The organism is Salinisphaera japonica YTM-1, from assembly GCF_003788585.1.
Classification (GTDB): Bacteria; Pseudomonadota; Gammaproteobacteria; order Nevskiales; family Salinisphaeraceae; genus Salinisphaera; species Salinisphaera japonica.
This window is the reverse complement of sequence record NZ_AYKG01000001.1, coordinates 1-19167: the sequence shown is the minus strand read 5'-3', so window position 1 is coordinate 19167 and position 19167 is coordinate 1. Positions and strand designations below refer to the sequence as shown.

Here is a 19167-nt window from a genome sequence, read left to right as displayed (position 1 = left end):
CCAAGCTGAACCGAGCCGGACAGCGACCGTGTTCAAACGTAGAATCAGACGGCGTGCTTTTTCGCCACAAGGATATCGATATGCCCGGCACCGGCCATGGCAACGCCTCGCAGCTCAAAGCCTTTGAACACGCCGAGCAGGCGTTGGCGCATATCGAAGCGCTCTATCAGCGGGCCTGCGACAGTATTCGCGAGCGTCATCGCCGGTTCATGGCCGGCGAGAAAACGCCCGAACCCATGCCGGAGGCATTCTATCCGTATGTGGGCATTGAAATTACGGCCGATCGGCTGACAGCCAATGCACGGCCCACCTATGGATCACTGCGCAAGAGCGGGGTGCACGGCACGACCGTGACCCGGCCGGATCTGTTCCAAGACTACCTGCTGGAACAGTTGACGCTGCTGCTCGACAACCACGGCGGGCCGATCCACGTGGGCCTGAGCGGCCAGCCGATTCCCTTGCCGTTCGTGATCGAATCGGCCACGGCCGATCTCGAGCCCGATGATCTGCGCGCCATGGAACAGGCGTTCTTTCTGCCCAATCTGGCCGATATCGACGACAGTATCGCCAACAGCACGCATCGAACACGCCGCGGCCATCCGTTCCCGCTGGCGCTTTTCGACGCTCCCCGCACCGATCTGGCCTTGCAGCGCCTGGGGCACTACACGGGCACCGATCCGGCTTATTTTCAGGGATTTGTACTGCTGACGAACTATCAGCGCTATGTCGATGATTTCAGCGAACATGCCGACAAAGAGCTCGGCCGGGACAACGCCTATACCGGGTTCGTGGCACCCGGCGACACGATCACGGGCCGGCCCGACGGCACAGGGCTGGTCACGGATGGCCAGACGCCGCGGCATCTGCCGCCGATGCCGGCCTATCACCTGGTGCGCGAGGACGGTCTGGGTGTCACCTTGATCAATATCGGCATGGGGCCGTCGAACGCCAAGACCATCACCGATCATCTGGCCGTGCTGCGCCCGCATTGCTGGTTGATGATCGGCCATTGTGGCGGGCTGCGTCGCTCACAGCAGTTGGGCGATTACGTGCTGGCCCACGGCTATGTCCGCGAAGACCACGTGCTCGATCAGGATCTGCCCACCTGGGTGCCGATTCCGCCGATCGCCGAGGTACAACTGGCACTGGAAGATGCCGTGACCAACGTCACGGGTTTATCGAGCCGAGAGATGAAGGATCGCCTGCGCACCGGCACGGTCGCCAGCACCGACAACCGCAACTGGGAGTTTCGTTTCGACGAACTCTATGAGCGGTTTTCACAGTCACGGGCGATTGCGGTGGATATGGAAAGTGCCGCGATTGCGACCAACGGCTTTCGCCTGCGCGTGCCTTACGGCACGTTGTTATGCGTCTCTGACAAACCCATGCACGGCGAGCTCAAGCTGCGCAGCATGGCCAATGCGTTTTATCGCACGCGGGTGGCCCAGCACTTGACGATCGGGCTGGAGACGATTCGCTTGCTGCGCGAGGGTGGGCTGCCCGATCTGCATTCCCGCAAGCTGCGCTCGTTTGACGAGCCGGCGTTTCGTTAAACGCCTTGCGTGAAAAAGAGCCTGTGCCCGGTCAGTGTGTCCACTTGTAGGCGACATAAATGAAGGCGCCGGTCATGCTGGCAATACCGATTATCGGATAGATGATCATGTAATACCCTCCAGTTGTTGCAACAACGATCTTATTCGTAACGATAATACAACAGTTGCAAGAAGCGCAATTTCAACAGCCAGCACGATCAGCGTTTCAAAAGAAAAGAACCAGACCGAGACGAACGACCAGAGACTGTCGTAGCGCGCCGGGTCGGCGTCGCTTGATCTGAACGCTTTAAAAAGCTGCCCGATCAACGTGGCATCGATACCGATCGCCGCTACCAGCACCAGCCGAAGCGTGCCGATCTCTTCCTTGATACGTTCCTTGTTGCGCCGCCGATAACGAAGCGGCATTGCATCACGCTTTCCATGCACGGTTTTCTCCCATAAAAAATCCGGCTTCTCGTCAAAGAAGCCGGATTCAGACGACGAAACCGCTCGACGATAGCGCCGAGCGATTGTCGTGGCAGCGTTAAGCTGCCTGGGCCAGCTGGCGCAGCACGTAGTGCAGAATGCCGCCGTTCTGGTAGTAGTCCCATTCCTTGGGCGTATCGATGCGTACGCGGGCATCGAAGTCGATCGTCTCGCCCGATTCCTGGGTGGCCGTGATGTGTACCGACTTGGCACCGGCGGACAGGCCGTCGATGTCATAGGTTTCGGTACCGTCCAGGCCCAGAGACTCGTGCGAATCACCCTCGTTGAACTGCAGGGGCAACACGCCCATGCCAACGAGGTTGGAGCGATGAATCCGCTCGAAGGATTCGGCGATCACGGTCTTCACGCCCAGCAGCAGAGTGCCCTTGGCCGCCCAGTCACGCGAGGAGCCGGTGCCGTATTCCTTGCCGGCGATGATCACCAGCGGCGTGCCTTCGTCCTTGTATTTCATGGCCGCGTCGTAGATGAACATCTCACGACCTTCCGGCTGATACTGCGTCCAACCGCCTTCGGTGCCCGGAGCCAGCTGATTGCGCAGGCGTACGTTGGCGAACGTGCCGCGCATCATGACTTCGTGGTTGCCACGACGCGAGCCGTAGCTATTGAAGTCCGACGGCTTGACGCCTTGTTCCTGCAGATACTGGCCCGCGGGCGAATCCTGGGTGATGGCACCGGCCGGGGAGATATGATCGGTGGTGATCGAATCCCCGAGTTTGGCCAGGCAGCGTGCGCCCTTGATCGTCGGGATGTCGTCGACATCGACGGTCATGCCTTCAAAGTAGGGCGGGTTCTGGACATAAGTGGAATCGGTATCCCACTCGTAGATCTCGCCCTCGGGCACGTCCAGGTTCTGCCAGCGCTCGTCGCCAGCGAACACGTCGCCGTAAGAGTCCTTGAACATCTCGGAGTTCAGCGAGGAACCGATGGTGTCGTAGATCTCTTTCTGCGACGGCCACAGATCCTTCAAGTGAACCTCGTTGCCTTCACTGTCGGTGCCCAGCGCATCCTGCGTGAGGTTGATGTCGATGGTGCCGGCCAGCGCATAGGCCACGACCAGCGGCGGGCTGGCCAGGAAGTTCATGCGCACGTCGCCGTGCACGCGGCCCTCGAAGTTGCGGTTACCCGACAGGACCGAGGCCACGTTCAGATCGTGCTCGCGCACGGCGTTACCGATCGGCTCGGGCAGCGGGCCCGAGTTACCGATACAAGTGGTGCAGCCATAGCCCACGAGCTGGAAGCCCAAGGAATCCAGATCATCGTCCAGGCCGGCTTTTTCCAGATACTCGGTGACCACCTTGGAGCCCGGTGCCAGCGAGGTCTTGACCCAGGGCTTGACCTGCATGCCTTTAGCCACCGCGTTACGCGCGACCAGGCCAGCGGCCAGCATCACGGCCGGGTTGGAGGTGTTGGTGCAGGAGGTGATCGCGGCGATGACCACCGAGCCGTCGTGCAGGTCGAACTCGGCGTCCTTGTACGACACCGGCGCGTGGATCGGCCCATCGATGCTGTCCGAGGCGATGCCGGACTCGCTCTGCATCTTGGATTCTTCCATGGACTTGCCGGCCTTTTCGGCGCGGCTCTTCATGAACGGCTTGACTTCGCGCTGATAGGTCTCCTGCATGTCGGACAGCAACACGCGATCCTGCGGGCGCTTCGGCCCGGCCAGCGAGGGCTGTACGGTGGAAAGATCCAGTTCCAGTACATCCGTATAGTTGGCGTCCGGCTGGCCTTTCTCGCGCCACAGGCCCTGGGCCTTGGCGTATTCGCGGGTCAGATCGAGCTGTTCCTGCGGACGACCCGTCAACTCCATATAACGAAGCGTTTCTTCGTCAACCGGGAAGATGCCACAGGTGGCACCGTATTCCGGCGCCATATTGGCGATCGTCGCACGATCGGCCAGGGCCAGATCTTCCAGGCCATCGCCGAAGAATTCGACGAATTTGCCGACCACGCCCTTGGCGCGCAGCATTTCGGTGACCGTGAGCACCAGATCGGTGGCGGTGGTGCCTTCGGCCAGCTTACCGGAGAGCTTGAAGCCCACCACCTGCGGGATGAGCATGGTGATCGGCTGACCGAGCATCGCGGCCTCGGCCTCGATACCGCCCACACCCCAACCGAGCACGCCTACGCCGTTGATCATGGTGGTGTGCGAGTCGGTGCCGACCAGCGTGTCCGGATAGGCCAGATTCTTGTCTTCGTTGCCGAAGACCACACGGGCCAGATATTCCAGGTTGACCTGGTGGACGATGCCGGTATCCGGCGGCACCACCTTGAAGTTATCGAACGCCCCCTGGCCCCAGCGCAGGAACGCATAGCGCTCCTTGTTGCGGTTGAACTCCAGCTTGGCGTTCAGATCGAAAGCCTTGTCGGTGCCGTATTCGTCGACCATGACCGAGTGGTCGATGACCAGCTCGGCCGGCGACAGCGGGTTGATCTTGTCGGGGCTGCCGCCCAGATTTTTCATGGCGTCGCGCATGGCCGCCAGATCGACCACCGCCGGCACGCCGGTGAAATCCTGCAGCACGACGCGAGCCGGGGTGAAGGCGATCTCGGTTTCCGGCTCGGCCTTGGCGTCCCAGTTGGCCATGGCCTCGATATCGGCCTTGGTCACGTTGCTGCCATCTTCGTGACGCAGCAGGTTTTCCAACAGGATCTTCTGCGCGTAGGGCAGCTTGGCCACGTTGGGAAACTGTTTTTCGAGGGTCGGCAGGCTGAAGTAGTCAAAACTACGATCGCCTGCCGTGAAATTGGTACGGGTCCCAAAGCTGTCGGTCATGAACCTTATCTCCTGAGCCGGTAAATAGTCGCTTGTGTGCGCGCCGGTCTGTAAGTCGCGGGCTGCAGTATAGCGTTTGAACACGATGGCTGCAGGGCGGACGCGCTGTTACGAAAAGAATGATTTGCAGTTTGGCCTGCTGTTTTATTCAGCCGCCCTCGAGCCCGGCCAGCAGCGCCTTGCGCCGCAGAAACAGCGACACGAAACCGCCGCCGCACTGGCGCCAAAGCACGCCGGCACGAATGGCGGCCAGCAGCTGTGTACGGATCCGTCGCTGCAGATACTCGTTCTTCAGATAACTCGGATGCCCCTGGAGCATGATCTGAGGCCGCATCGGACTGATGGTCTCGCGATAGGCCGTATCCAGAATCTCGGCCACGTCGGCACTTTCGGCCAGCCGGGCGCGATCGATCGCACCGCGAATACGCCCCAGGGCCTGCTCGTCCTGTCGCAGCCGGCCTGCAAGCTTCAATATCTGGCCGATATAACGCGCGACCTGCGCACTTTTGTCGTCCGGCCGCTGCCCGGCCAGCTGGGGTTTGAGATAAGCGATGCCATCGGCCAGTTCGTGTCGGTTTTCAAACACATCAAGCGCCTGATCGGGATCGGTACAGAAGATCGCATGCAGGGCGCGCTCGAAGCGTACCGGCAGATCCTGACCGTCCTGGGCCGTGTCATGCGCATAACGCGCGAACTGTGCCACGCCGGCCAGGGCATAGGCCTGATCCTGCAGGTTGGGGCCTTGATTCATGCAATCGATTCCGAAGTTGTGGGTTCTGCCCGGGCCGCAGCGCCGGCATGACTGATCTCTGCGCTGCCAAGACAATGCGCGCCGTCATAGAGCACGACATACTGCCCGGGCGTGATGGCACGCGGCGGGCGATCAAAAACCACCTCGATCCGGCCATCGGCGAGCGGCGTCGCCTGACAATCGATCGCGGCCTGGCGATAGCGCACCTGGGCCTCGCAGCGAAAGGGCTGCGCTGGCGGCTCGATCAGCCAGTGTGCCGGCCCGGCCACGAGCTGTGTCTGTTCGAGTGCGGCGTGATGGGTGTCCTGGCTGACCCAGAGCGTATCGCTTGCCAGGTCCTTGTCCACGACATACCAGGGCGCGGCCGCGGCGCCGGCCACGCCGCCCAGCCCCAGGCCGCGTCGCTGGCCGATGGTGTAATAGATCAGCCCGGCGTGCTCGGCGATCACGCGGCCATCCAGCGGCCCACCGGATACGCGTACCGGCCCGGCGCGCCCGGACAGATACTGGCGGAGAAAGCCTTCGAAATCCCGCTCGCCGATGAAGCACACGCCCGTGCTGTCGGGCTTGTCGTGAATCGGCAGCCCGGCGGCCTTGGCCATGGCGCGTACATCGGTCTTTTCGATCTCGCCGACCGGGAACAACGTATGCGCGAGTGCGGCGATCGGAACCGCTGCCAAAAAATAAGACTGGTCCTTGTTCGGATCCCGCCCACGCAACAGCCTGGGTGTGTCGCCCGTGTGATCCATGCGCGCGTAATGACCGGTTGCGATCAGATCCGCGCCCAGGCGTTCGGCGTGATGCATAAAGGCATCGAACTTGATCTCGCGGTTGCACAGCACGTCCGGGTTGGGCGTGCGCCCCGCGGCGTAGCTGTCCAGAAAATACTGAAACACCCGTGTCTTGTATTCGGCGGAGAAATCAGCGCGATGGAGCGGAATATCCAGCGCCTGACAGACCTCGGCCGCATCATCGAAATCATCGGCAGCCTGGCACCGCCCGGCCTCATCCTCGCCCCAGTTGAACATGAACAGGCCTTCGACCTGATAACCGGCCTCGACCAGCTGCAAGGCGGCCACGGACGAATCCACGCCGCCGGACAGGCCAACGATCACCCGGGTATCCGCGGGGGCGGCTCCGGCCGGGGCACTCACGGCGCGTTCTCGATGTGATGCAGATAATCCAGCGGCATAGGCGAGCGGCGTTCGTAGTCATCGATGGCGCGCAGCACGAGCGGGCTACGCATCGCATAATCTTGGGCCAGTTCGCGGCGCATCAACCAGTGCGCAGCCACGACCGGGGCATCCAGCGCCTGTCGGGGATCATGATCGGTCACATGGCCGGCGATCGCCACGCGCAGGGTGGTACGCCCGTCGGCATGCGGCCAGTAATAGAGCCCGACGAGCCCGTCGGGCACGAAACCCCAGGCGCTTTCTTCGCGGGTTTCTCGTACCGCGGCCTCGATAATGGTCTCGCCCGGCTCGACGTGGCCGGCCGGCTGGTTGATGACGTAACGGCCGCTGATGGCTTCCTCGATGACCAGATAACGCGGGCCGTCGGCCACGATCGCGGCCACGGTCAGCTCGACATGCACCATGCCTGGGCCTCGCTTACTCATATTGCAGGGCAAAAGTGTAGGCCCACGCCGTCAATCGTGCGAACGCGGGGGTTTCCAAATTCACATGGCCAAGCGCATATCGGCCGGGTATCATGCGCCGGACTTCATACATCGACCCGTTCGATCCTATGTCGCGTTTTGCGATGATCTTTCCCGGGCAGGGAGCACAGTCGGTCGGCATGCTGACGGCTGCGAAACAACAGCACGCCGTGGTCGACGAGACTCTGGCCGAAGCCAACGAGGCCCTGGGCCTCGATCTGGCCGAGGTTATCGATAACGGGCCGGCAGAAACGCTCGGCAAGACCGAATACACGCAGCCTGCACTGGTGGCGGCCAGCATCGCGTACTGGCGGTTCTGGCAACAGGCCGGCGGGCCGATGCCCACGCATCTGGCCGGGCACAGCCTGGGCGAATACAGTGCGTTGGTGGTCGCTGGCGCCATGGATTTCGGCGATGCGCTACGCCTGACCCGTCTGCGCGGGCAGGCCATGCAGGGCGCGGTCGAAGCCGGGCAGGGCGCCATGGCGGCCATCATCGGCCTGTCGGATGACGATGTCGTGGCCGCCTGTCAGGCCGCCAGCGACGAGCTGGCCGATAAGGGCCTCAAGGTTTCGGCGGCCAATTTCAATGCGCCCATGCAGGTCGTGATCGCCGGCCACGCCGATGCGGTGACGCGTGCCGGAGAAATCGCCAAGGAAAAAGGCGCCAAACTCGTCAAACCGCTGGCGGTGAGCGTGCCGTCGCACTGCAGCCTGATGCGTCCGGCCGCCGAGCGTCTGGCCGCCCATCTGGAAGATATTCCGCTGCGCGAGCCGCGGTTGCCGGTGTATCACAACGTGGATGCTCGCCCGCGCGAAGATTTACAAGGCATCCGCAAGGCGCTTGTTGCCCAGTTGGCTGGCTCGGTCTACTGGGCCGACACGGTGCGTCACATCAAAAACGCCGGTTGCGATACCTTTGTTGAATGCGGCCCGGGCAAGGTGCTGACTGGCCTGAACAAGCGCATCGACAAGACGATCGACAGCGTGGCGTTATCCGAGGCCGAGGACATGGCCGCCACGATCACCCGCGTGACCGGCTAGCGCCGCACGGCCTATTCATCCAGAACGAGTCTTAATCGTATGTCCGAGAACACACTCGCCGGCCAGGTCGCGCTCGTCACCGGGGCAAGTCGGGGCATCGGCGCCGCTATCGCGGATCGGCTGGCCGCCGACGGGGCGACGGTCATCGGCACGGCCACGAGCGACGACGGGGCAAACGCCATCAATGATCGCCTGGGCGTCCATGGCGGGGCCGGGCGCGCGCTGGACGTGACCGACGGGGCATCGGTTGAAGCCTTGATCAAGACAATCGGTCAGGAATTCGGCGCGCCCACGATCGTGGTCAACAACGCGGCCATCACGCGCGATACGCTGATGCTGCGCATGAAAGACGATGACTGGCAGGCCGTGATCGATGCTAACCTGTCTGGCGTGTTTCGTGTCTCCAAAGCCGCGCTCAAGGGCATGATGAAAGCCCGTGGCGGGCGCATCATCAATATCAGTTCGGTTGTCGGCCTGATGGGCAACGCCGGCCAGGTGAACTACAGCGCGGCCAAGGCCGGGCTGCTCGGGTTCACCCGATCCATGGCGCGCGAGGTCGGCTCACGTGCGATCACGGTCAACGCTATTGCCCCCGGTTTTATCGAGACCGATATGACCCGTGACCTGCTCGAGGACACCAAGAAGTCGATGCTCGAGCAGATCCCGCTGGGCCGGCTGGGCAGCGTCGATGACATCGCGGCCGCGGCTGCGTTTCTCGCCTCGCCGCAAGCCGGGTATATTACCGGCGAGACGCTTTCTATCAACGGCGGCCTGTACATGGGCGCCTAGCTGGCGAAACGCCCCCTTTTTCCCTAGAATGGCGCGCGATCTGCGAGGGCGGATAGTCGCGTCAAGCAACGTAAGACCAAGCAACAGGAGAGATCCCATGAGTAGCGTGGAAGAACGAGTGCAGAAAATCATCGCCGAGCAGCTGTCGGTGAGCGAAGATCAGGTCACCTCGGAGGCCTCGTTCGTCGACGATCTGGGTGCCGATTCGCTGGACACGGTCGAGCTGGTCATGGCGCTGGAAGAAGAGTTCGAGATCGATATTCCCGACGAGGAAGCCGAGAAGATCGTGAACGTCAAAGACGCCGTGGACTACATCAAGTCGCACGCCGAAGGCTGATCCGTCCTGCGATCTGTGACGCTCGGCCGTCGATAACGACGGCCGGCTGGATCTCTGCCGCCGCCGCTTGGGCGGCCTTCTTTTCTGACAGGGGGCGTCGTTGAATCAGCGTCGCGTAGTAGTAACCGGCCTTGGCATGGTCTCGCCGCTGGCCAATGATGTCGAGAATACCTGGGCAGGCATACTGGCCGGCCGCAGCGGTATTTCAACGATCGATTCGTTCGATACGTCGGCTTATCCGACGCGTTTCGGCGGGCCGATCCGTGACTTCGACGTCACCGATTACATGTCGGCCAAGGAAGCCAAACGCTTCGATCCGTTCGTGCACTACGGTGTGGCGGCGTCGACTCAGGCGCTGGCCGACAGCGGGCTCGAGCTCTCCGACGAGTATAACGATCGCGTCGGCGTGGCCGTGGGCTCGGGCATCGGGGGGATCGGCACGATCCTGAAGACCTGTGCGGCCTTTCACGAGTCCGATTACAACCCGAAGAAGGTCTCGCCCTTCTTCATTCCCAGCAGTATCGCCAACATGGCCGCAGGCGCGGTATCCATACAGCTGAATCTGCATGGGCCCAACATCGCGGCTGTTTCGGCCTGTACCACCGGTGTGCATAACATCGGGCTGGCCGCACGCATGATCGCCGGCGGCGATGCCGATGCCATGCTGGCCGGCGGCTGCGAGATGGCGGTCAACCCCATCGGCCTGGCCGGGTTCTGCTCGGCGAAGGCGCTATCAACTCGCAACGACGACCCGCAGCGCGCCAGCCGCCCGTGGGATGTCGATCGCGACGGCTTCGTGCTGTCCGACGGCGCAGGCGTGCTCATGCTTGAGGATCTGGACTCTGCCGAAGCGCGCGGGGCCAAGATCTACGGCGAAGTCGTGGGCTTCGGCATGAGCGGCGATGCGCATCACATCACCATGCCCAGCGGGCGCGGCGCGCGTCATTGCATGGAGCGGGCATTGACCAACGCCGGCCTGACCGGCGCGGATATTCAATACGTCAACGCCCACGGCACATCCACCCAGGCCGGCGACGTGTCCGAAAGCCAGTCGATCGAGGCGGTGCTGGGTGCGGGCGCCAAGAACGTGGCCGTCAGCTCGACCAAATCGATGACCGGCCACATGCTGGGGGCCGCGGGTGCGGCCGAGGCGATCTTCACGCTGCTGGCCATCCGTGATCAGGTGGCGCCGCCGACCATCAATCTGGACACACCGGCCGAAGGCTGCAATCTCGATTACGTGCCACATGAAGCACGCAAGATGACCATCGATGCCGCACTGTCCAACTCTTTCGGCTTTGGCGGCACCAACGGATCCCTGATCTTCAAACGCTACGTGTGACCCACCCTCAGGATTGCCGGATCCGGCGTCAGGACCATGTACTGACATGGCTGACGCTGGATGCTTCCCGCTGTATCAGCCTGGACCGGCTGGCCGAGAACGACCCGGCCGTCTTTCCGTTTCTCATGGAATCCAGCGCGGGGGCGGCTGCCCAGTCGCGCTACGACATCCTGCTCGCCGATCCTGACCCCGCCTCGTCGATCGAGATCGAGGATCTGGCGGATGCCCCGGCTTTCTTCGATTGGCTGGACGCACAAGCTGCCGCCTATACCGAGACCCCGGTGCCGGAACTGGCCTTCATCGGCGGCTGGTTCATCTATCTGGGTTATGAAATGGCCACCGGGGTCGAGCCACGTCTGCGCTTGCCCGTCGATGCCGATGATCCCTTGCCTCATGCCCTGGCCGTGCGATGTACGGCCGGATTGATCCACGACCGCGCGGCCGGCCAGATTCATATCGTGGTCGAAGGCGATGCGCGTGCCCGGGGCGAGGCCCTTGCCGGCCAGGTCACCGATGATTCACGGCCCGGGCCGGAAAACAAACCACCAGCCATCGATTGGCAGGAGGACCCGGCCGAGCAATACCTGGCGGCCGTGAACCGGGCACGCGATTACATCGCGGCCGGTGATGTATTCCAGACCAACCTGGCCCGCGCCTGGCACGGTCGGCTATTGGCCGAGACGTCGCCGGCGACAATCTATCGGGCACTGCGTGCGGCCAACCCGGCGCCGTTTTCCGGGCTCATGCAATGGCGCGGCGCGGCCTTGATCAGCTCCTCGCCGGAGCGGCTGTTGCAGATCAGCGACGGCCGAGCCAGCGTACGGCCGATCGCCGGCACGCGGCGACGATACGACACGAGCGATCCGACCCACGACAGCCGCAGCAGCGATGAGCTGATTGCGCACCCGAAAGAGCGCGCCGAGCACGTCATGCTCATCGATCTGGTGCGAAACGATCTCGGCCGCGTCTGTCAGCCGGGCACGGTCGCCGTCGACGAACTGATGACCGTGGAATCCTATGCCCACGTACACCATATCGTGTCCAACGTTTTTGGGCGCCTGCAGCCGGATATTGGCCCGGGCGCGGCGTTGCGGGCCGTGTTTCCCGGGGGCACGATCACGGGCTGCCCCAAGGTGCGCTGCATGGAGATCATCGGCGAGCTCGAGGCTACCGGACGCGGCGCTTATACCGGCTCGTTCGGCTATCTATCGCGCTGTGGGCGTCTGGATACCAATATCGTGATTCGCTCGCTCACCCAGTCGGGCCAGGCGCTGGTGCTGCGTACCGGTGCCGGCATCGTGGCGGACTCGATCCCCGAGGCCGAGCTCGAGGAAACCCGCCACAAGGCGACCGGCGTGCTGCGGGCATTTGTCGATCGCAACGGCACGTCTTATGCCTGAGCCGCGTCTGCGCATCGACGGGCAGGCCCAGACGTTCGTGGCGGCCGATGATCGCGGCCTGGCTTATGGCGACGGTGTTTTTCGCACCCTGGCCATCGACAACGGCCAGGTCGTGGCTCGGGTCTTTCAATACGAGCGTTTGGCACACGATTGCGCCGCCCTCGATATCCGGGGGCCATCAGCCGCCTGGCTTGATGCCGAACTCGGCCAGCTGATCGAGGCCGGTGACACCGGTGTGGCCAAGATCACCGTCACGCGCGGCAGCGGCGGGCGCGGTTACACGCCGCCCGTGCCGGCCCGTCCGCGGGTGATCATCGCCTTTACCCCGGGAATGCCAACCCCGCCGGACACCCTGGCGCTGGATATCGCGGCCACGCGTCTGGCCTGCCAGCCGCTGTTTGCCGGCGTGAAACATCTGAACCGGCTGGAACAGGTCTGGGCACGGCGCGAAGCCGGGGCCAGTGCGGCCCCGGATCTGGCGATGACCGACACCCAGGGCCGGCTCGTTGCCACGACCATGCGTAACCTGTTGTTCATGGACCCGGCCGGCTTATGGCATACGCCGGGCTTGGCGCGCTGTGGCATCGCTGGCGCGACTCGGGCGCGTTTGATGCAGGCCGCGGAACAAGCCGGCCGGCCTGTGGTCGAAGTCGATATCCATGCGGCAAGCATCGCCGACTTCTGCGCGGCCATTGCCTGCAACTCGATCGGCGGGGCGATTGCCGTGTCACGCATCGGTGAGAATCGATTCGAACACAGCCCGGCCATGGCGCGCCGGGCCGCCGCATGGCTCGCGGCCACCGCTTGATTGTCTGACGGAGCACATCGCTTGTTCAAACGCCTTATCGCGATTCTTTCGGTGTGTCTGGTACTGGCCGCGGGCCTCGTCGGTGCCGATCTTTATCGGTTTTTCGAACAGCCTCTAGCCAACGCCGAGCCGGAGTTGATCGAGATCACGCCGGGGACTTCGTTCACGAAACTGACCGCCAAGCTCAAGGCCCAGGGCGTGGTGCGCCATGGGCGTGATATGCGATATCTGGCGCTCTATGCCCGTCTGACGGGTCAGGCCACCCGTATCAAAAGCGGCGAATATCTCGTGCCGGCCGCTCAGAAGCCGGCCACCCTGTTGCACCAGCTGGTGTCCGGGCGTATCCGCCAGCGCCGACTGACGCTGGTCGAGGGCTGGCGGTTCTCCGATATCGTGGCCGCGGTTGCCGCCGACGCTGCGATCGATCATCAACTGGCCGACGACAGCCCGGCCGAGATCATGAAAGCACTGGGCCACCCCGGCGAGGATCCCGAAGGGCGTTTCATGCCCGATACCTATATGTTTCCGCGCGGCACGAGCGATATCGCGTTCTTGAAGCGAGCCTACAACACCATGCAGACGTTTCTGGCCAAATCCTGGGCAGAACGGGCCGAAGATACCGTCGTCGATACCCCTTACGAGGCGCTAACACTGGCCTCGATCATCGAAAAAGAAACCGCTAAAGGCGACGAGCGTGAGCGCATCGCCGGAGTCTACAGCCGGCGCCTGACTCAAGGCATGCGCCTGCAGTCGGACCCCAGCGTGATCTATGGCATTGCCGATTATGACGGCAACATTCACAAGTCCGATCTCAGGCGCGACACGCCCTATAACACCTATACCCGCAAAGGGCTGCCGCCGACGCCGATTGCCATGCCCTCGCGGGCCTCGATCAAGGCCGCGCTGCACCCGGCCGACGGCGATGCGCTGTATTTCGTGGCGCGCGGAGACGGCTCGCATGTTTTTTCGGCAACCCTGGCCGCGCATAATCGCGCCGTGCAGAAATATCAACTGGGAGGCTCGTGATGCCCGACACCCACGGCCCCGGCGGGCTGTTCTGCTTTGAAGGCGGGGAGGGCGCCGGCAAATCCACACAGATACAGGCCGTGGCCGAGCGGTTACAGGCCGCGGGGTACCCAGTGCACACCACGCGCGAACCCGGCGGCACGAGGCTGGGTGAAGCTATCCGCGGCGTACTGATGGGGGATCATGGCCTGCCCATGCCGGCGATGAGCGAACTGTTGTTGATGTTCGCGGCCCGCGCCGCCCATCTGGCTGAGGTCATCGAGCCGGCGCTGGCAGACGGCCAGATCGTGCTCTGTGATCGTTTCACCGATGCCAGCTTTGCCTATCAGGGCGCGGCCCGCGGGCTCGGCGACGAGGCCGTGACGGCACTCGAGCGTCTCGTGCAGAAACAGCGGCGTCCGGACGGCGTGCTCTTGCTGGATCTGCCCGTCGACGTGGGCCTGGCGCGTGCGGCCGAGCGTGGCAAGGGCAACCGCTTTGACACCGAGGCACGCCAGTTTCATGACACCGTGCGACAGGCGTATCTATCACGCGCGGCACAGGCGCCGGAGCGCTATGCCATCATCGATGCCACCCAGCCGCGTGATGCCTTGAGCGATACGCTCACGACACGAATCATGGCCTGGCTTGACCGATGAGTGATACGAGCCTGGATCCGCGCCTGCCGTGGCACGACGCGATGTGGGCGCCCATGCGTCGCGCCCTGGGCGATGCGCGCGTGGCGCACGGCCTGCTTGTCTGTGGCCCGCCGGGCATCGGCAAGCGTGTGTTTGCCGAACGCGTGGTGGCCGCCTTGTTATGTCGCGCCCCGGATGACAATCGCGATGCCTGTGGGCGTTGTGCGGCCTGTCGCCAACGCCTGGCCGCCACGCATCCGGATATTTCGCGACTCGTGCCCGAGGATACGGGTAAAAAGATCAAGGTCGAGCAGGTCAGACGCTTTGCCCATGCGCTGCATCTGACGCCGCAGTACGATGCCGGGCGTATTGGCTGGATCGATCCGGCCGATGCCTTGACCCCCAGTGCGGCCAACAGCCTGCTCAAGACACTGGAAGAGCCGCCGGCCGGCTGTCATATCCTGCTCGTGACCGATCGCCTGTCCGCGCTGTTGCCGACCATTCGTAGCCGTTGCCAGCTCTGGCGCCTGCCTGCCGCTGAACCCGACATGGCACGGGCCTGGCTCGAGGCACAGGGCATTGCACACGATCAGGAAAGCTCGGATCGCCTGCGGGCCCCGATGCTGCTGACCCGTGCCGAGGCCGGCGAGGCGCGCGGCCGGCAACAGGCCTGGGACGCTGACCTCTGCAAACTGCTGCAACGCCGGGCCAACCCGATCACCGTGGCCGAACGGGCCGCCGATGCTGATCGCGCGGCCTGGACCGCTTGGCTATATCGCCGGACTAACGATCTGATGAGTCTGGCCGTCGGTGCGGCGCCGGCCACGGGGCTCGACCCGGCAGCCGAAGACGTCGCTCGTCGATTGGGGGCGGCTCACCTGTCAGCCTGGAGTCAGAGCGTGACCACTGTCGGGCGTCGCGTGGATACCAACGCCGACTGGCAGCTGACGCTGGAAGCGCTGTTCATCGACCTGGGCCAGCGCGTCGCCGGTATTTCATCGGCGTAGCAAGGCATCCGGAGACAGCGTGTCAGTTGGCTGGCCCGCCGTAACGCCGGGCCAGCACGGCCTCGCTGGCGATCGCCCGCCACAACATATCGAATAGCGCGCCGGATTTATCAGCCAGGCTGTCGCGCCGGCCGCGCATCAGCCACATCGCGACATTGCGATTGGCCACGCCCCAGATGAAATCCGAGATCTCGACCTCGTTAACCTCGGTCGTCAGCACACCGGCTGCCCGGCCTTCACGAATCACGTCCAGAAACACCGACATCAGTTCGGGTTGGCGAAACGTGTCGTCGTCACGCCAGGTGTTGAGATAGACCGAACTCAGAATGATCTGTGCGACTTCCGGGTTGCGCTCGAAGTAATCCAGCAGCACCCAGAACACCTTGCGCAGCCGATCACGATAATTCTCGATGCCCTGTAGATGATCCAGCATGCGCTGGGCCAGCGTTGCCAGCCAGGTCTCCAGGCTGGCGAACAGTACGTTTTCCTTGTTGCCGTAGTATTTGTAGAGCGTCTGCAGACTGATCCGGGCATTGCGTGCGATATCAATGAGCTTGACCCGATGAAACTCACGGCCGGCGAAAAGCTCGCGCGCCGCCTGCTCGATACGGTTGCGCGTATCGGGATCAATCGCCGTGAGCACGGCTTCTCGTTCTTGGCTGTTCAGGGCAGGGCGATGCATCGCAGAGTAATGTTCGTTACGCGTTGACGCGAGAATCTAGCAATTCGAGGGCGGCGCTCATACGACGTTTAAACAACACGATAATTGCACGCGATATAACTCGCCGGCACGACGGGCAATGAACAAAGGGTAATTTCTATTGTTCTTGGCCTCGGCGACGAGGCGGCGTAATCTGAATGAAAGCGTGTTTCGTTTTTACGTGCTGTAAAAACCGCTGCACACCGTTCATACGTCCCGGTCCGCCTGGAGGTTGTCAATGTTCGCTCGCACACTCAAGTACATCAAGGACGCACAGATTCTGCCGCGTATTTCCGACACGGAGCGCCAGGCACTCGAGGCCGGCTCGGTCTGGATCGACGGCGAATTCTTTTCCGGTAACCCTGATTTCCAATCCATGATGGGTGAAGCCTACCCGGCGCTGTCCAGCGAGGAGCAGGCGTTTCTGGATGGGCCGGTCGAAGAGCTTCTGCATCGCGTGGACAGCTGGAAACTTCGCAATACCCGGCGTATCGACGACGACACTTGGTCGTTCCTGCGCGAAAAAGGCTTTTTCGGGCTGATCATCCCCAAGGAATACGGGGGGTCGGGCTTCTCCACGCTGGGCCGCAGCTCGGTGATGATGAAGACCTCGCAGCTGGGCCCGGTCGGTACGCTGATCGTCATCCCCAACACGCTGGGCGCGGCCGAACTGTTGATCGCCTATGGCACGGAGCAGCAGAAGGACCATTACCTGCCGCGTCTGGCCACGGGCGAGCTGGTGCCCTGTTTCGGCCTGACCGAGCCCACAGCCGGTTCCGATGCGGCCTCGATCAAGGCTGAAGGCCGTGTCTTCAAGGACGAAGACGGCGAGATCAAGGTCAAACTGAACTTCGCCAAACGCTATATCACGCTGGCGCCTATAGCCAATCTGGTCAGCCTGGCCTGTCAGCTGCATGATCCGGACAACCTACTGGGCAAGGGCGAGCTGCCCGGCATCTCGGTCATTCTGCTGGAAAAAGGCATGGACGGCCTGTATCTGGGCGATCATCACCTGCCGATCGGCGCGTTCGACAACGGCCCGATCTTCGGCGAAGACGTGGTGGCCCCGGTCGATCACATCATCGGCGGCCCCGACATGGCCGGCCAGGGCTGGCGCATGCTCATGGAGCAGCTCGGCGGCGGGCGCGCGGTGTCTCTGCCGGCCGGCGGCGTGGCTTCAGCCAAGGCCGCAGCATCGGCGGTCGGCCCGTACAGCATCGTGCGCGAGCAGTTCAATATCCCGGTCGGCCTGATGGAAGGCGTGAGCGCCAAGATCGCACGCACGACAGCCTTAGCCTACATCATGGAATCCTCGCGCATCTATGTCTGTGCCGGCGTGGATCGCGGCCATCATCCGCCGGTGATATCGGCGATTCTGAAGCAGCAGACGACCGAACTTGGCCAATCCTGTCTCATCGACGGCATGGACGTGATGGCCGGCGCCGGCGTCATGCAGGGCCCGAACAATATCCTGGGCGATGGTTACAAGAGCGCGCCGGTGGCGGTCACCGTTGAAGGCGCGAACATCCTGACCCGCACGCTGATGATCTTCGGCCAGGGGGCGGTGCGATGCCATCCGTATGCGCTGCCCACACTGGAAGCCGTGCAGAACGACGACGTCGATGCGTTTCGAAAAGCCATTCTCGGATGGATGCGTCACAGCGTCACCAATTTCGGCCGCGGTATCGTGCGCGGCATCACCCGTGGGGCAACGGTCAAGGCACCGGTGGACGACGAGACAGCGCGCTACTTCAAGAAACTGGGCTGGGCCTCCTCGCGTTTCGCTTTTCTGACCGACCTGGCCATGTTCTTCGTCGGCGGCAAGCTCAAGCAGCGCGGCAAGCTGTCGGGCCGCTTTGCCGATGCGCTGTCCTGGATGGTGTTCTCGATCACCACTCTGCGCCGTTTTCAGGCCGAGGGCGCGCGCAAGGAGGACCTGCCGGTCGTTCACTGGGCCATGAAATACAGTCTGTTACAGATCCAGCAGGCCTTTGACGGCATCTACGGCAACTTCGGTGGCCCGATCGGCTGGATCCTGAAATATCCGGGCCGTTTCTTCCTGCGCATCAACCCGTTGTCGAACGGCCCGAGCGACAGCGAAGACCGCGCGGCGGCCGCAGCAATCCAGTCACCCGGCGAGCAGTACCAGCGTATCGCTCTGGGCGGCCTGGGCTCGCCCTTGCCAGAGTCGCCCGGCATGGGGCGTCTGCTCCACGCCTGGCGCCTGGTCTGCGAGGCACAGGCACCGACGTTCAAGATCAAGAAGGCCCTGCACAAGAAGCAGATCAAGGCCGCCAACCTGCTCGAGGCCGTGCCCGAGGCCGTGAAGGCCGGCATCGTGACGAACGACGAGGCCGAGCAGATCAAGCGCGCCGAAAAAGCCCGGCTGGACGCGATTCAGGTCGATGTGTTCGACAAGGACGATTACTACCTGGACAGCTTAAGCGATATTCCGGTCAAGACCCGTTTCGGCTCAGAAGACGCCAACGATGATGAGACGATGGCTGAACCCGCATTGGCCCGAGCTGCCAACGACTGACCGCAGGCACCATGACCGTTCGAGCCGGCACGATCATCGTGCCGGCTTTTTTGTGTCTGCCGATAATGAGCAAGGTCATGAAGGCGTCTTGTGGCGTGTTGGCTTCGTTCTTTCCGGACTATCCGCAGAGTTACGCAGATGACCCAGATGGCGGGTTGAGCACGGTTTCGTTTATCAGACCGTGGCGCCACGGCTTTTGTGGTTTCGCTCTTGACCGCGCTTCGGACGCCTTCGAAAAGACCGCAAACGCTCGCTCCAACTTTTTATCCGCGAACGCCCTAGATACCATCTCGCCCGACTGAAACCAAGCGGCTCACCGAGCGATCTGAGGCTGAT

General features: G+C 62.9%; 18 protein-coding genes. 12 read left to right on the top strand and 6 right to left on the bottom strand.

Annotated features, from left to right (window positions below; translation table 11 throughout):
- Positions 1-80 precede the first annotated feature (80 nt).
- Positions 81-1553: an AMP nucleosidase gene (locus tag SAJA_RS00090; RefSeq protein WP_123656618.1), complete on the top strand. Its 1473-nt coding sequence runs from the start codon at positions 81-83 to the stop codon at positions 1551-1553.
- Positions 1554-1658: 105 nt separating this feature from the next.
- On the opposite strand, the gene SAJA_RS00085 is transcribed toward SAJA_RS00090, so the two are convergent.
- The 5 genes from SAJA_RS00085 to SAJA_RS00065 form a co-directional block, all read right to left on the bottom strand.
- Complete coding sequence (locus tag SAJA_RS00085; RefSeq protein ID WP_123656617.1) at positions 1659-1958, bottom strand: hypothetical protein; 300 nt, start codon at positions 1956-1958, stop codon at positions 1659-1661.
- A gap of 118 nt (positions 1959-2076) precedes the next feature.
- Entirely contained in the window at positions 2077-4815 is a 2739-nt protein-coding gene (gene acnA, locus SAJA_RS00080) for an aconitate hydratase AcnA (RefSeq protein ID WP_123656616.1), read from the bottom strand.
- A 148-nt stretch (positions 4816-4963) separates the two neighbouring features.
- Entirely contained in the window at positions 4964-5566 is a 603-nt protein-coding gene (locus SAJA_RS00075) for a DUF489 family protein (RefSeq protein WP_123656615.1), read from the bottom strand.
- Entirely contained in the window at positions 5563-6720 is a 1158-nt protein-coding gene (mnmA, locus tag SAJA_RS00070; RefSeq protein ID WP_123656614.1) for a tRNA 2-thiouridine(34) synthase MnmA, read from the bottom strand. Before mnmA ends, SAJA_RS00075 begins: the two co-directional genes overlap by 4 nt.
- Complete coding sequence (locus SAJA_RS00065; RefSeq protein ID WP_123656613.1) at positions 6717-7184, bottom strand: NUDIX domain-containing protein; 468 nt, start codon at positions 7182-7184, stop codon at positions 6717-6719. Before SAJA_RS00065 ends, mnmA begins: the two co-directional genes overlap by 4 nt.
- A 128-nt stretch (positions 7185-7312) precedes the next feature.
- On the opposite strand from SAJA_RS00065, the gene fabD reads away from it, so the two are divergent.
- The 9 genes from fabD (at position 7313) to holB (ending at position 15592) form a co-directional block, all read left to right on the top strand.
- Positions 7313-8266 carry an ACP S-malonyltransferase gene (gene fabD / locus SAJA_RS00060; protein ID WP_123656612.1) on the top strand — a complete coding sequence of 318 codons (954 nt, stop codon included), beginning with the start codon at positions 7313-7315 and terminating at the stop codon, positions 8264-8266.
- 39 nt (positions 8267-8305) lie between these two features.
- Entirely contained in the window at positions 8306-9055 is a 750-nt protein-coding gene (gene fabG, locus SAJA_RS00055; protein WP_123656611.1) for a 3-oxoacyl-ACP reductase FabG, read from the top strand.
- Positions 9056-9152: 97 nt separating this feature from the next.
- The gene (gene acpP, locus SAJA_RS00050; protein WP_006912784.1) at positions 9153-9392 is read left to right on the top strand and encodes an acyl carrier protein; all 240 of its coding nucleotides are present in this window, start codon (positions 9153-9155) and stop codon (positions 9390-9392) included.
- A 100-nt stretch (positions 9393-9492) separates the two neighbouring features.
- Positions 9493-10734: a beta-ketoacyl-ACP synthase II gene (gene fabF / locus SAJA_RS00045; RefSeq protein WP_123656610.1), complete on the top strand. Its 1242-nt coding sequence runs from the start codon at positions 9493-9495 to the stop codon at positions 10732-10734.
- Positions 10731-12134 (top strand): aminodeoxychorismate synthase component I, encoded by a 1404-nt coding sequence (locus SAJA_RS00040; protein WP_245963177.1) that lies wholly within the window; start codon positions 10731-10733, stop codon positions 12132-12134. The genes fabF and SAJA_RS00040 overlap by 4 nt, the downstream gene beginning before the upstream one ends.
- Entirely contained in the window at positions 12127-12942 is an 816-nt protein-coding gene (gene pabC / locus SAJA_RS00035; RefSeq protein WP_123656609.1) for an aminodeoxychorismate lyase, read from the top strand. The genes SAJA_RS00040 and pabC overlap by 8 nt, the downstream gene beginning before the upstream one ends.
- A gap of 21 nt (positions 12943-12963) precedes the next feature.
- On the top strand, positions 12964-13968 hold the full coding sequence (gene mltG / locus SAJA_RS00030) for an endolytic transglycosylase MltG (protein WP_123656608.1): 1005 nt from the start codon (positions 12964-12966) through the stop codon (positions 13966-13968).
- On the top strand, positions 13968-14606 hold the full coding sequence (gene tmk / locus SAJA_RS00025) for a dTMP kinase (protein WP_123656607.1): 639 nt from the start codon (positions 13968-13970) through the stop codon (positions 14604-14606). The genes mltG and tmk overlap by 1 nt, the downstream gene beginning before the upstream one ends.
- Positions 14603-15592, top strand: coding sequence for a DNA polymerase III subunit delta' (holB, locus tag SAJA_RS00020; RefSeq protein ID WP_123656606.1), 990 nt, complete (start codon positions 14603-14605; stop codon positions 15590-15592). Before tmk ends, holB begins: the two co-directional genes overlap by 4 nt.
- A gap of 22 nt (positions 15593-15614) precedes the next feature.
- Here the strand turns inward: holB and SAJA_RS00015 are convergent, their stop codons facing one another.
- Positions 15615-16274 carry a TetR/AcrR family transcriptional regulator gene (locus tag SAJA_RS00015; protein WP_123656605.1) on the bottom strand — a complete coding sequence of 220 codons (660 nt, stop codon included), beginning with the start codon at positions 16272-16274 and terminating at the stop codon, positions 15615-15617.
- A gap of 256 nt (positions 16275-16530) precedes the next feature.
- Here SAJA_RS00015 and SAJA_RS00010 point away from each other — a divergent pair, with 256 nt between their 5' ends.
- On the top strand, positions 16531-18831 hold the full coding sequence (locus SAJA_RS00010; RefSeq protein ID WP_123656604.1) for an acyl-CoA dehydrogenase: 2301 nt from the start codon (positions 16531-16533) through the stop codon (positions 18829-18831).
- 11 nt (positions 18832-18842) lie between these two features.
- Positions 18843-19133 (top strand): hypothetical protein, encoded by a 291-nt coding sequence (locus tag SAJA_RS00005; RefSeq protein ID WP_123656603.1) that lies wholly within the window; start codon positions 18843-18845, stop codon positions 19131-19133.
- Positions 19134-19167: the final 34 nt, after the last annotated feature.

What these genes read in the sequence shown, in the direction of transcription:
- SAJA_RS00090 (WP_123656618.1), top strand. Translation starts at nt 81, where the DNA reads ATGCCCGGCACCGGCCATGGCAACGCCTCGCAGCTCAAAGCCTTTGAA.
- SAJA_RS00085 (WP_123656617.1), bottom strand. Translation starts at nt 1,958, where the DNA reads ATGCCGCTTCGTTATCGGCGGCGCAACAAGGAACGTATCAAGGAAGAG.
- acnA (WP_123656616.1), bottom strand. Translation starts at nt 4,815, where the DNA reads ATGACCGACAGCTTTGGGACCCGTACCAATTTCACGGCAGGCGATCGT.
- SAJA_RS00075 (WP_123656615.1), bottom strand. Translation starts at nt 5,566, where the DNA reads ATGAATCAAGGCCCCAACCTGCAGGATCAGGCCTATGCCCTGGCCGGC.
- SAJA_RS00065 (WP_123656613.1), bottom strand. Translation starts at nt 7,184, where the DNA reads ATGAGTAAGCGAGGCCCAGGCATGGTGCATGTCGAGCTGACCGTGGCC.
- fabD (WP_123656612.1), top strand. Translation starts at nt 7,313, where the DNA reads ATGTCGCGTTTTGCGATGATCTTTCCCGGGCAGGGAGCACAGTCGGTC.
- fabG (WP_123656611.1), top strand. Translation starts at nt 8,306, where the DNA reads ATGTCCGAGAACACACTCGCCGGCCAGGTCGCGCTCGTCACCGGGGCA.
- acpP (WP_006912784.1), top strand. Translation starts at nt 9,153, where the DNA reads ATGAGTAGCGTGGAAGAACGAGTGCAGAAAATCATCGCCGAGCAGCTG.
- pabC (WP_123656609.1), top strand. Translation starts at nt 12,127, where the DNA reads ATGCCTGAGCCGCGTCTGCGCATCGACGGGCAGGCCCAGACGTTCGTG.
- tmk (WP_123656607.1), top strand. Translation starts at nt 13,968, where the DNA reads ATGCCCGACACCCACGGCCCCGGCGGGCTGTTCTGCTTTGAAGGCGGG.
- holB (WP_123656606.1), top strand. Translation starts at nt 14,603, where the DNA reads ATGAGTGATACGAGCCTGGATCCGCGCCTGCCGTGGCACGACGCGATG.
- SAJA_RS00015 (WP_123656605.1), bottom strand. Translation starts at nt 16,274, where the DNA reads ATGCATCGCCCTGCCCTGAACAGCCAAGAACGAGAAGCCGTGCTCACG.
- SAJA_RS00010 (WP_123656604.1), top strand. Translation starts at nt 16,531, where the DNA reads ATGTTCGCTCGCACACTCAAGTACATCAAGGACGCACAGATTCTGCCG.
- SAJA_RS00005 (WP_123656603.1), top strand. Translation starts at nt 18,843, where the DNA reads ATGACCGTTCGAGCCGGCACGATCATCGTGCCGGCTTTTTTGTGTCTG.